Genomic DNA, 12114 nt, shown 5'->3' with positions numbered 1-12114 from the left:
GCTGCGGCGTCAAGCATCGCCCGCTTGCGGCGACGCGGAGCGCCACGGACAATGACCCCATGGATCTGGCCCGCATCTTGCCCCGTTGGGACGGTCTCTGGGACTGCCACGCGCACCTGCAGGATGCGGTCTTCGACGGCCGCCACTCAGAGATCCTTGCCCGTGCGCGGGCGGCGGGAGTTGCCCGGATCGTCGTGAACGGCACTTCACCGGACGACTGGCCGGCCGTCGCCGCGCTCGCCGAACGGTTTCCCGAAATGGTGTTGCCCGCGTATGGCGTCCACCCGCTGTATGTCAACCGCGCGGCGCCCGGCTGGCACGACGAGCTCCGGCGGCGTCTAGAGGCCGATCCGCGGGCCTCCGTCGGCGAAATCGGTCTGGACCGCGCCGGGGCGGCCGGCCCGATAGAGCTCCAGCTGGACCTGTTCGAGAGGCAAGTGCGCCTTGCGATCGATCTCCAACGGCCGTTCACTGTGCACTGCCGCCGCGCGTGGGATCTGATGCGAGCCCGGCTTGAATCGCTAGCGCCCTTCGCGCACGGTTTTGTGCTCCACTCCTACGGCGGTGGCGCTGAGCAGGTGCGCTCGCTGGCAGCGCTGGGCGCGTACTTTTCCTTTTCCGGCACTCTGACGTGGCCGCGAAACCGTCGAGGTCCCGCCGCCGTCGTCTTGGCGCCACCGGACCGGCTGCTCGCAGAAACCGATGCACCCGACTTGCCACCCTGGCGGGAGGCGACGCCGTCCCCCCAGCTCCCCAACGAGCCGGCGAACCTGCCCCGCGTGGTCGAGCGCATCGCCGAGCTACGAGGTGGCACGACCGAGGAGTGGGCGGCGCGTCTTGCCGCAAACGCGCACCGCTGTTTCAACGGCGAATGACCCCGAATCCTCCGCCGCCCATGTCCGCCGATGCGTGCTTTTCCCGAACGCTCGCGCTGCTGGGACCGGCCGCGATGGAGCGGCTGCGCCGCGCGACGGTGCTCGTCGCCGGTCTTGGCGCGGTCGGTTCCTACGCGGTCGAGGCGCTCGCGCGCGCCGGCATCGGACGGCTGCGACTGGTGGATTTCGACGTCGTCCAGCCAAGCAACCTAAACCGGCAGCTCTTCGCGCTCACCTCCACCCTTGGCCGGCCAAAGGTGGAAGTCGCCGCGGAGCGCGTCCGCGACATTCATCCCCAGTGCACGGTGGAGACGTCGCGACTCTTCATCGCCGCCGACACCGTCGGCACGCTCTTCCGGGAGCCGCCGGACGCGCTGGTGGACGCGATCGACAGCCTTGGCCCGAAGGTCGCCCTGCTTGCCACCGCGCATCGCGTGGGTGTGTGGACCGTCTCCGCGATGGGCGCGGCCACCCGCACCGACCCCCTCGCCATTCGCGTCGCGGATATCTCAGCGACCGAGCGCTGTCCGCTCGCTCGATGGGTGCGCCGCCGGCTTCGGGCGCTCGGCATCGAGCGCGGCATCCGCTGCGTGTACTCGCTGGAGCCGGCACCGCGGCGCGCGCTGGCCGCCGCCGACCCGCCGCCTCCGGAGTTTGCGTTCCGCCGCGGCCGCCCGCGCCGCGCGCTCGGCAGTCTGCCGACCCTCACCGGCATGTTCGGCCTGATCGCCGCCAACGAGGTGATCCTGCACCTGGCCGACGCGCGCAGCGCCACTGACCGGTCACGCGACGGCGCCGCCGGCTGATCGCGACCGGGCCACCGCCCTTGCGGCGCTCAACGCTCGAAGTACGTGTAGCCGCGCAGACCCGCCTCGTACGCGTCCATGATCTCGCGACGCTCCTGCGCGCTGATCCAGCCGTTGCGCACCGCGCGCTCCGCGGTGGCCCGCACCCGCTCGACCATTTCTGCCGGGTTGTACTCCACGTACGAGAGCACGTCGGCGACGGTGTCACCATCGAACTCTCGAACGTACTCGATGCGGTTCCCCTCGCCGACGCGGATGTTCGCAACGTTTGTGTCGCCGAAGAGGTTGTGGAGATCCCCGAGCGTCTCCTGATAGGCACCGGCCAGAAACACACCCAGCACGTACTCCCGGCCGTCAAGCTCGTGCAGCGGCAGCGCGGTGCGCACGTCGTGCAGGTCCACAAAGCGCGTGATCTTTCCGTCGCAATCGCAGGTGATGTCCGAGATCGTGCCCAGCCGGGTCGGCCGCTCGTTCAGCCGATGGACCGGCATGATCGGGAACAGCTGGTCAATCGCCCACACGTCCGGCAGGGACTGGAACACGCTGAAGTTCGCGTGGTAGACGTCCGCGAGCGCGGTGGGGATGCCGCGCAGCTCCTCCGGCACATACGTGCACTCGCCCAGCAGCTCGTTGATGCGGACCATCACGCTCCAAAAGATGCGGTCCGCAAGCGCGCGGGTACGCAGATCGGTCAGGCCGTGCTCGAACAATGCGCGAATCTCGTCCCGGTAGAACACCGCGTCGTGATAGCACTCCTGCACGTTCTTCACGTTCAGCGAGCGCAGCACTTCGTGGAGATTCGCAAGCGCCTCCGGCGCACCCTCGGGCAGCCGGTCCGGCGGTGGCGTCGCCTCGAACCGCGTGACGCCGAGCACGTTGAACAGCAGCACCGAGTGGTGCGCGACGACCGCGCGGCCGGACTCGCTGACGAGCGTCGGATGCTCCACGCCGCTCTCATCCATGGCGCGGCCGACCCACTCGACGATGTCGTCCGCGTACTCCTGCATCGTGTAGTTGCTGCTGCAGGCAAAGCTGGTGTGCGAACCGTCGTAGTCCACCGCCAGGCCGCCGCCGACGTTCAGATAGCCCATCGGCGCGCCCTCCGCGACGAGGCCCGCATACAGCCGTGAGGCCTCGCGGCAGGCGTTCTGGATGATGCGGATGTTCGGAATCTGGGATCCGATGTGGAAGTGCAGCATTCGAAGGCAGTCGAGCAGACCGGCCGCGCGTAGCCGGTCCACCACTTCGATGACCTGGGAGATCGTCAGCCCGAACATGCCGCGGTCGCCCGCGGAGTCGGTCCAGTGGCCACTGCCGCGCGTGGAGAGCTTTGCGCGCACGCCGAGCACCGGCCGCACGCCCGCGCGCCGTGCCCGCTCGATCACCAGCGGCAGCTCTTCCGGCCTGTCGAGCACCAACACCGTCTGCAGACCGAGCTTGCGCCCATACAGCGCGAGGTCCGCAAACTCCTCGTCCTTGTAGCCGTTGCACACGATCAGCGCCTCTGGATCGTCCAGATAGGCCAGCGCCGCGATCAGCTCGGCCTTGCTGCCAGCCTCGAACCCGTAGTGCCAGGCGCGACCGAACTCCGCGATCCGCTCGATCACCTGCTGCTGCTGGTTCACCTTGATCGGATAGACGCCGCGGTACACGCCGCGGTAGCCAGCCTCCCGGATCGCGTGCTGGAAGCTCGTGTTCAGCAGGTCGATGCGCGACCGCAAAATATCCTCAAACCGCACCAGCACCGGCAGCGAGAGCCCGCGGTCGCGCAGTCCCGAGACGATGTCCATCAAACTGACCGCCGGTGCGTCCGGCCGGCGTTCCGGTCGAACCAACACCTCGCCCTCGGGCGAAATCTCGAAGTAGCCCCGCCCCCAATGACGAATGCCGTAGAGCTCCGCCGCCTGTTCCGTCGTCCACCGCGCGAGAACGTCGGTATTCATCCTCGTGGTCTGCTCTCCCGCTCGCACCGCCAAAAACTCCGCGCATGGTAGCTGCGCGGCGGCGGCTGGCAAGACGCCTCCATCAGTAGCGGTCCGGCACGAACAGTTGAGTGTACTTCGGCGCGCGTCGATAGCCGCGCGGCGGCGGCCGCGGCGGCAGCCGGATCCGCGGACGCGGCACCGACCGGTACGGAATCTGCTCGAGCAGATGCCGGATGCAGTTCAGCCGCGCCCGCCGTTTGTCGTCCGCCTCCACCACGTGCCAGCGCGCCTCCGGAATGTCGGTATAACGGAACATCTCGTCCTTCGCCCGCGAGTATTCCTCCCACTTCATCCGCGCGGCCAGATCAATCGGGCTGAGCTTCCAGCGCTTCGTTGGGTCGCGCAGCCGCGCCTGAAACCGCCGCTCCTGCTCCTCGAGGCTAACCGAAAACCAGTACTTGATCAGTCGGATGCCGGAACGGACCAGCATCCGCTCGAACTCGGGACAGGAGCGGAAAAACTCCTCCACCTCCGCCTTCGTACAAAATCCCATTACGCGCTCGACGCCGGCGCGGTTGTACCAGGACCGGTCGAAGATCACGATTTCGCCCGCGGCGGGCAGATGCGCGACATACCGCTGGAAGTACCACTGAGTGCGCTCGCGCTCGGTGGGCTTCGGCAACGCGACCACCGTGCAGCCCCGCGGGTTCAGACACTCCGTGATCCGCTTGATCGCCCCGCCCTTGCCCGCCGCGTCACGGCCCTCGAAGACGAGCACCACGCGCAGCGCCTTGTACTTGATCCAATCCTGCCAGCGCACCAGCTCGCGCTGCAGCCGCGCCAGCTCGCGCTCGTAGAACTTTCGCTTCAGCTTCGGGCGGGGGGCCGGTGCAATGTCACCCAGCTCCTCCACCCGTTCTGACCGGCCCCGTTCGCTCACCCCGCTGCGGCCTCCGGTTCACTGGCGGGCCACCGTGGCCCCCCGCATCGAAATAGTCCACCCCCAGCATCAGGTCAATCCGCGCCGCGACCCGCCGGTTCGGGCGAGGTCTCCTCCGCACGCAGCCGCAGCGCCCCACCCTCCGCCGAGGCGGCGTCGGCCACCGGCAACAGCGCGTCCGCGCGCACCCATCCATCGCGTCCGTCGAGCCGGATTCGCCGCCACTCCCCGCGAACTTCCACCACCTCCACGACCGACCCGAGCGGCAACGTGAAATGGGCACGCGCAGTGTCGAGCGGCGCAAACTGCGCGCTGCGGCCCGCTGCCACCACGACGTGCTCCGCGTCGAGCCGCCGACCGTGCCAGACGGCCGCCCCCCCCAGCGCCGCCGCGCACGCCGCCACCACCGCCGCCCGCCGCAGCCATGGCGCCGCCGCGCTCGCGCCCACCGCCCGCGCCGCCGTCAGCAGCCCCCACAACGCCCACCAGCCGGCCTGCCCCAACCATCGCGCTTCGTCCACGGACAGGCGCTCCAGCATCTCTTCGTACCAGCGCCGGCGGGGCGGCGACGCACCGCCCGCCTCCATCGCCAACCGGAGGTTCCCCAGAATCTGCGGATCGCGCGGTGCCAGCCGCCATGCACGACGGAACGCAGCAACCGCCGCACCCAACCGGCCGAGGCGGAACCGCGCGTTGCCGACGTTGAACCAGAGCGCCGCGTCGTCCGCTCCCTCCCGCAGCGCCCGCTCCCATATCGCCGCCGCCTCGGCATACCGCCCCCCATCGTAGGCCGCCGCCGCCTCCGGCCACCTCGGCTCCGCCCCCGCTGCGACCGCGGCAAACCACAGCGCCAGCACCGCCATCGCCGTGTGTGCGGCCACCCTCACCGCCGCACCCGCTCGCAACGCGCGAGCACCCCGAGCAGCCGGTCGAGCTGCTCCCGCCGCACCGACGCCGGCGCCTCTCCCCCCCCAAACCGCGCCGACGCACACTGCGCGAACAGCTCCGCAATGGCCCGCCGCACAGGTTCCTCGATCGCCGGTCCGAATGCGGCGAGCACCCGCTCCGCGTCCACATCGCCAGGTGGTAGGTTCAACCGGTCGCCAAAGTAACTGGTCAGCGCGCTCCACATCGCGTCGTAAAACTCTCTCGCGTTTCCTCCCACGGCTTCGCGCATCCGCCGGACCGCCGCCCGCGCCGCCCGGGGCGCGCGCGCGCGTCGCGCGAGCGCCGGATCCGATGCGATCCGCTCGCGCCGCCGAACCCAACCGAGCACCGCGGCCGCCAGCAGCGGAGGCGCAACCACGTTCAACGCGACGCCCACCGGCGAGGGCTGAAGCCCCCGTCGCGGGCGCACCGGCACGCTCTTCAAATAAGCGATCTCCGTCCCTTCCGAAACCACCTGCGGTCCAGTCGCTCCCCCAACCGGCACACTCACCCGCAGCGCGGCGGCACCGTTGGTCTGGGGCCGGACAACCAGCGGAAAAGGCCCCCGCACCAACTCGCGGTACTTCCCTTCGATGGGATCAAAATAGGCGAACGCCAGCGCGGGAATCTCGCGGGCGGTCTCGTCGCGCGGAATCACGATCTGCTCGAATACGCGCTCCCTCTCGTCCCGACCCGGCCGCGACACCAGACGCGGTTCATACACCCGGAATTCCGGCCCTAGCCGCACCGTCGGCGCGCGGACGGTGTCGAGGTTCGCGTCACCCCGGATCGTCATCGTGATCGTCACCGGTTCGCCCGCGTTCACCTCCATCGGACGCACCTCCACATCCCACGTGCACGCCCCGACCGCACCACTGAACGACTCCGGCCGACCTTCCAGCGGCAGCGGCCGGACCGTCAGCGTCACCGGCGCGGCCGGCAACACCACAGGGCGGCGCTCCACGCGCTCAAAGGGCGTGCCCACGAAGAAATCCTCAAACGGGCCGAACAGCGGATCACTGGACCGGCGGCCACGCCGCACGATCGCCTGCGCACTCAGCACCGGTTGCAGAGGCAACTCTCCAGAGTTCAGCGCGCGTGCCTCCGCTCGGAACGTCCGCACATCGAACACCTCCCCCTCCACGATTTCGCGGCGCAACGGCAGTTCCGCAAACGGCCCGATCTTCAGACCGGCGGTCGGCATGTTCTGCAGCTCCACCTGCCGGTCCAGTTCGACGCCGTGGCTGAGCAGGTCAATCTCAATCGTAAACGGCTCGTGCACATACACCGACGATTTGTTCAGTCGGAGGCGTGCCATCGCGCGAGCCTCCACTCCCGCACCGGCGCCAGCGGCCGCCGGCGCCACACTCAGCCGCACCGCCGGAAGCTCCCAGACGCGCCCCCCCGCCGCCACTCGCAACGGCCCGATCGTGTGCTCGCCGGCTTTTAGCGCGGTCAACGCAAACTTGTGAACGACCCACCGATCCGCCGCCCCGCCGCTCATCTGCAACCGGTGCTCCACGCCTGCAGGCTCGACTCGAAAGGCGTCCGTCGAGGGCGGCGAGGGGGCGTCCGCACCATCCAGATTGCGCAGCATGATCGTCGCCAACGCGGTCTCTCCGACCGCCAGCACGCGCGGCTGAACGTCGAAGAGCACGGCCGGCTCGCCCGCGACCACCGGCTCGCGGAGCGCGAGCATCAGCGCGGCGGCCGCCACACAACTACCCAGCCCAATCTTGATCCGCCCCCGGAACATCGCCACCGTGAGTTGGACCACGATGCGGCGGCTGCGTTCGAGACGCAAGCGCCGCGCCTCCCTCGTGCCGCAGCCTCCCCCGACTCCCTCAAAACAGCAACGCCGCCCCTTCGCGAGGGCGGCGTCGCGTCCGGCGCACAGCGGAGTGAGAGCTTAACGCCGCCGCCGGCGTAGTGCTTTGACCAACGTCGCGCCCAGCGCCAGCATCGCGACAGACCCGGGCTCCGGCACCACCGCCAGCTGGAAGTCGTCCACCGCCAGCCCCGGCGAGGAGGTCCCCGTCTTGTACCAGCGCAGCATCAGATACTGGCCACTGCCCAGCGAGCCGGACGACGCCAGCGGCACACTCGAGAAGGACACCTGGTTCGCCGGGCTGTTACCGTCAATCGCACCTGCCGAGCCCACTTGCGGCCCCGTGAAGTTGAGCGCCGTCTGAGGAGTCCACGTCCCGCTCAAGGTGTTCGCGATCGGAGACGAGGAGATCTGGTAGCTGAAGGTCAACGTCTGCGCGGCGGTTTGCCGTCGCCACTGCTCGCCCACATAGCTGATCAGAATGTTCGCGAGCGAAATCGGGCTGCCCGACCCGTTGACAAACTGCACACCGATACTGATGTCGGTTCCCGAGGAGGAGAGTGCGCCGATCGCGCGTTCGCTGCTGCCCGACGCCCCGTAGCTGTGACCTGCACCCGTCGTGTCCGTTCCCGGATCGGCGATGTAGCCGTAGCTATCGGGGTTCCGGGCCGCGTTGTTTGAATCCCACCACCAGCCGGGAATGGTCGAGTTATCCGTCCAGGAGTTCCCGCTTCCGCTGCTGGCGAGCGTGTTGAAATTCTGGGAGTATGAGAACGACGTCGCGTTGTTGATGTTGATGATCTGCGCGCGCGCCGCCCACGCGAGCGCAACCAGCCCCAATACGACCTTCCGGCTCATACCTCTCTCCTCAAAACTGCAGCGCCCCGCAGAGCGCCCCAGCTTCTGGCCCATACGATCGCAAATCGATCCCGCTCGCGCAAGAGGGCAATTGCAAGAAATTTGCTAAATTTTTCCCGCACTCCGAGCAACCCGGAAAGAGCGCCCGCCCGCCGCTTACCAGTCTTTCTCCACTGGTACTGGAGGAGCGCGAGAACGTGTCTTCCAGCGAATCGCCGCCTCCTCCGCCTTGATCTGATCCAGCAGCATCTCGGCCTCTTCCGGCGTCATCCGGCCTCGGCGCCGTTGCGCCGGCATCGTCTGCGGCCCACTCTCGCCGCTCGCCTCCGCCGGTTGCGGTGCGGCGTCGGCCGGCTGGCTGGCGTCCTCAGAGCGGGGCTGCGGCGTGGACTGGGGAGGCATCTCGTTGCCGGATTCGGCCGGCTGAGCGGACTCTTGCGGTGCGCCGGCCGGCGAGCTGCTGGGCTCGGGCTGCGTCGGCGACGGCGCGTTCGTGATTTGCCGTGTAATCTCAGCCAGCAATTCGCGCGCGAGCTCGTAGTTGACCCGTGCGTCGTGGTCAGAGGGGCGCAGCAGCAACACGTCCCGAAAATCGGTGAGTGCCATCGCCGCGTTCGTCTGCGCCTCCGGCAAACGACCGCCCTCTCGGGCCGCGGATGCCCGCTGCGCGCGCATCCAGCCACGGTTATAGAGTGCATCGGCCAACAGCGAACGGTCGGCGGTCCGCATCGCGTGCTCCAGCGCGGTCTCCGCCGCGGCGCTCTCGCCCGCACGCAACCGGGCGAGCGACTCGTTAAGACGGGCGGCGGCCGCATCGAGCCGCTCGGCCGGCGCCGCCTTCGCGGCAGCATCGAACGCGGCGGCGGCCTCGTGCCAACGATTGGCGCGGAAGTGACGGAGACCTTCCTCCATGCGCTCCCGGGCCCCACCCCCCGCCGCCGGCGCCCCGACCGTGGAGAGCAGGAGCAACGCGGCCGCACCCCCCGCCCGCACCGCCGGCGGTGTGCCGCGGAGCACCACTTCCAGGATCAGCATCAAGGCTGCCGCGGCGAGGAAGAGCGAAAACCGCTCCTCACCGGTGCGCAGTAGCCGGGCTTCCTGCTCCGCGCGCTGAAGCCGGCTCACATGCTCCTCGTAGAGCCGGTCCAGACCGAAGTCGCCCGGCGCCGCACGCACATACGCGCCGCCGCTGCCCGCGGCGAGTTTTGTGAGCACGTCTTCGCGGAGCCCTGCCTTCACCACACGGCCGGCGCGATCTTTCAGAAAACCTCCATCCGGCAGCGGGATCAGCTCGCCCTCCGGAGACCCAACGCCGACCGCATACACCCGCACTCCCCGGGCGCGCAGCTCGTCGAGCGTCTCCAGCGGATCATCCTCGTGGCTCTCCCCGTCGGTGACCAGCATCAGCACCCGGTCCCCGCCGGCCTCCGCATCGAACGCAGCCAGCGCGGTGCGGATTGCCGCGCCGACCGCGGTGCCGCCGCGAGGGATGGTGTCGGTGGACACATCGTCGAGCAGGATCAAAAACGCGCCATAGTCAGAAGTCAGCGGGCACTGCACAAACGCGTTGCCCGCAAACGCAACCAGGCCGATTCGGTCGCCGCGAAGCCGCGCCACCAAATCCCGCACACCCCACTTCGCCTGTTGCAGGCGGGACGGTTTCAGATCCGTCGCCAGCATGCTTTTCGAAACATCCAACGCAACGACAATCTGCAACCCCCGCCGCCGAGCAACCTCTTCGCGCTCCCCCCACTGCGGCCGCGCCAGTGCAACGCCGATCAGCGCCAGCGCCGAAAACCGAAGCGCCAGCCGCCGGCAGACGCGGCGGCGATCATGACGCGGGACCACAGCGGGCCATAGAGCGGGCTCGATCAGCTCGGCGAGCGCCCGCTCGCGGCGGCGCAGCATCCACCATGCCACCCGCGCCAGCAGTACGCAGACGGGCAGTAGCCACAACAGCCCCGGCCGCCCCCATGCGATCACGGCGGCAGCCTCCCAAACCGCGAAAGCCCTAGCACCGTCTCCAGCAGCAACAGCAGCGCCGACGCGACCGCCCAACCGCTGAAGCGCTCCTCATATCGAAGATAGCGACGACTCTCGATCGGCGTCTTCTCCATCCGGTCGATTTGCCGATACACCTCCTCCAGCGAGGCGAGATCCGTGGCCCGAAAATACTGCCCCCCCGTCTCCGCGGCGATGCGCTGCAGCAGCGCCTCGTCAATCTCCACCGCCTGGGGCACGTACTGTACGCCAAACGGCGTCTGCACCGGCACTGGGGCAGTGCCGCGCGTGCCGGCGCCGACTGTGTACACCTTCACCCCAAGCGCCGCGGCCGCCAGCGCGGCGTCGTCCGGCGATATCGAGCCGGCGTTGTTCATGCCGTCGGTCAGCAGCACCACAACGCGACTCTTCGCGCGGCTTTCCCGAAGCCGGTTCACCGCGGCGGCCAGCGCCGAGCCGATCGCGGTACCGTCGCCGACCATCCCGACGCGCAGTTCCGCAATCCGCTGTCGCAACCAGGCGTGGTCCACCGTCAGCGGTGCGGCGGTGTACGGCCAGCCCGCAAAGACAACCAGGCCGAGGCGGTCGTTCGCCCGCGCCCGCACAAACTCGTCCATCACCCGCTTGGCGGCGTCGAGCCGGTTCATTCGCCGTTGGCGCGTGGAGAAGTCCTCGGCCGCCATCGAGGGCGACACGTCCGCAACCAGCACGATGTCCACCGCATCGGTGCGCACGACGCTGTCTTCGAGTCCCCGCTGCGGCCGCGCAAGCGCAACAATCAAACACCCGAGACCCGCACCGTGCAGCAGCGGAAGCAGCGCTGCCACCCGCGTCGCCGGCGTCGCCGGCAGCCGCGCGAGCGCCGCCCCGTCCGAAAACCATACCCGCCCACGCGCGGCCGGTCGCGCGCAGAACCACACCGCGGCCGGTACCAGCGTCAACGCCAGCAGCCACCATGGATCGTGAAACGTCACCGCGGCTGCTCCTGCGCCGCCCCCGCGGCCGGCGCCGTCTCCTCGACAAACTGCCGCGCCGTCTCGAAGGCGGAGAGCATCTCGTCTGCCCCTGGCCGCTCCCGAGCGAATTTCACCAAGTCACAGGCGGTCAAAAAGTTCTTCAGGCAGGCCTGATGTGTCGCGGCCAACGCGCCAGACTCCGCCGCCTCGCGGAGAAACTCCTCCGTGGTGCGTTCGGGCGCATGCAACCCGAACCGCGCCTCCAGATATGCGCGCACGATGCGGGAGAGCTCCACGTACACATATTCCGTCTGCCCAGCCTCCATCGCACCAGATGCACGCAGTCGCTCCAGCGCGGCCAGCGCCACACGATCGGGCGGCGGAGGCGGCGGCGGGGGCGGTGGGGGCCGTCGAAGAAGCCGTGCGGTTCCCCAGCCGAGCGCAGCAGCGAGGGCGGCGATCAAACCGAACACCCACAGCCACCGCGGAAATCTGCCCGGCCAGACGGCCGGCCCCTTCAGCGGCCCCCAGTCGCTCTGACGGGCGTCCCGGACTGGCACCACGTCAATCGCGGCGGGACACACCGGGAACTCGACCCGGCCTTCAGCCGCCACAACGACGGGAAAACCGGTCCACAGCGCGTGACGCCCAAACTCAAACGAGGTCACGCGCCACCGCCACTCGTGAACCGCCCGTTCTCCCCGCCGCCGGCCCGGACGCACCTGCCGTTCCAGCACGATCACCTGATTGCTCGCACCCGCCGGTTCGACCACCGCCGGCGTTCCTCCCACGGGGTGGTCCACCCACAGCCGCACCCGGGCCGGTTCTCCCACACCGAACTGATTGGTCGGCCATTCGACCTCAACGCGCACCGGCCCGTTCGTCTCCCTCCATCGTGCCGGCCTCGGCGTGGGGTCAGCGCATCCCGCCATCAACAGCAGCACGAAGGCGGCTGGACGACTGCGGCAAGCCGCAACCATCGCGGAAAAACCAACCAT

10 protein-coding genes are annotated in these 12114 nt (G+C 69.1%); 2 read left to right on the top strand and 8 right to left on the bottom strand.

Features of this window, described 5'->3' with window-relative positions:
• The first annotated feature begins 59 nt into the window (after positions 1-59).
• Positions 60-875 carry a TatD family hydrolase gene (locus tag N2652_03230; protein ID MCX7818212.1) on the top strand — a complete coding sequence of 272 codons (816 nt, stop codon included), beginning with the start codon at positions 60-62 and terminating at the stop codon, positions 873-875.
• On the top strand, positions 872-1681 hold the full coding sequence (locus N2652_03225; GenBank protein ID MCX7818211.1) for a tRNA threonylcarbamoyladenosine dehydratase: 810 nt from the start codon (positions 872-874) through the stop codon (positions 1679-1681). The genes N2652_03230 and N2652_03225 overlap by 4 nt, the downstream gene beginning before the upstream one ends.
• 29 nt (positions 1682-1710) lie before the next feature.
• Here N2652_03225 and speA read toward each other — a convergent pair whose 3' ends face one another.
• The 8 genes from speA to N2652_03185 form a co-directional block, all read right to left on the bottom strand.
• Positions 1711-3624 carry a biosynthetic arginine decarboxylase gene (gene speA / locus N2652_03220; GenBank protein MCX7818210.1) on the bottom strand — a complete coding sequence of 638 codons (1914 nt, stop codon included), beginning with the start codon at positions 3622-3624 and terminating at the stop codon, positions 1711-1713.
• Positions 3625-3706: 82 nt separating this feature from the next.
• Positions 3707-4519, bottom strand: a complete 813-nt coding sequence (gene ppk2, locus N2652_03215) for a polyphosphate kinase 2 (protein MCX7818209.1) — start codon at positions 4517-4519, stop codon at positions 3707-3709.
• A gap of 101 nt (positions 4520-4620) precedes the next feature.
• On the bottom strand, positions 4621-5427 hold the full coding sequence (locus N2652_03210) for a tetratricopeptide repeat protein (GenBank protein ID MCX7818208.1): 807 nt from the start codon (positions 5425-5427) through the stop codon (positions 4621-4623).
• 2 nt (positions 5428-5429) lie between these two features.
• Complete coding sequence (locus N2652_03205) at positions 5430-7277, bottom strand: BatD family protein (protein ID MCX7818207.1); 1848 nt, start codon at positions 7275-7277, stop codon at positions 5430-5432.
• 105 nt (positions 7278-7382) lie between these two features.
• Positions 7383-8159 (bottom strand): PEP-CTERM sorting domain-containing protein, encoded by a 777-nt coding sequence (locus N2652_03200; GenBank protein ID MCX7818206.1) that lies wholly within the window; start codon positions 8157-8159, stop codon positions 7383-7385.
• 156 nt (positions 8160-8315) lie between these two features.
• Positions 8316-10142 carry a VWA domain-containing protein gene (locus N2652_03195; protein ID MCX7818205.1) on the bottom strand — a complete coding sequence of 609 codons (1827 nt, stop codon included), beginning with the start codon at positions 10140-10142 and terminating at the stop codon, positions 8316-8318.
• Positions 10139-11134 (bottom strand): VWA domain-containing protein, encoded by a 996-nt coding sequence (locus N2652_03190; GenBank protein ID MCX7818204.1) that lies wholly within the window; start codon positions 11132-11134, stop codon positions 10139-10141. Before N2652_03190 ends, N2652_03195 begins: the two co-directional genes overlap by 4 nt.
• Positions 11131-12114, bottom strand: coding sequence for a hypothetical protein (locus N2652_03185; protein MCX7818203.1), 984 nt, complete (start codon positions 12112-12114; stop codon positions 11131-11133). Before N2652_03185 ends, N2652_03190 begins: the two co-directional genes overlap by 4 nt.

The organism is Kiritimatiellia bacterium, assembly GCA_026417735.1.
Classification (GTDB): Bacteria; Verrucomicrobiota; Kiritimatiellia; order PWTM01; family PWTM01; genus CAACVY01.
Note: the sequence above shows the minus strand (reverse complement) of the source record. Positions and strands in the feature narration are given on the sequence as shown.

Bases quoted from the DNA above. Each gene is read 5' to 3' on its own strand.
- N2652_03230 (MCX7818212.1), top strand. From the start codon at position 60: ATGGATCTGGCCCGCATCTTGCCCCGTTGGGACGGTCTCTGGGACTGC.
- N2652_03200 (MCX7818206.1), bottom strand. From the start codon at position 8,159: ATGAGCCGGAAGGTCGTATTGGGGCTGGTTGCGCTCGCGTGGGCGGCG.
- N2652_03185 (MCX7818203.1), bottom strand. From the start codon at position 12,114: ATGGTTGGTTTTTCCGCGATGGTTGCGGCTTGCCGCAGTCGTCCAGCC.
- speA (MCX7818210.1), bottom strand. From the start codon at position 3,624: ATGAATACCGACGTTCTCGCGCGGTGGACGACGGAACAGGCGGCGGAG.
- N2652_03225 (MCX7818211.1), top strand. From the start codon at position 872: ATGACCCCGAATCCTCCGCCGCCCATGTCCGCCGATGCGTGCTTTTCC.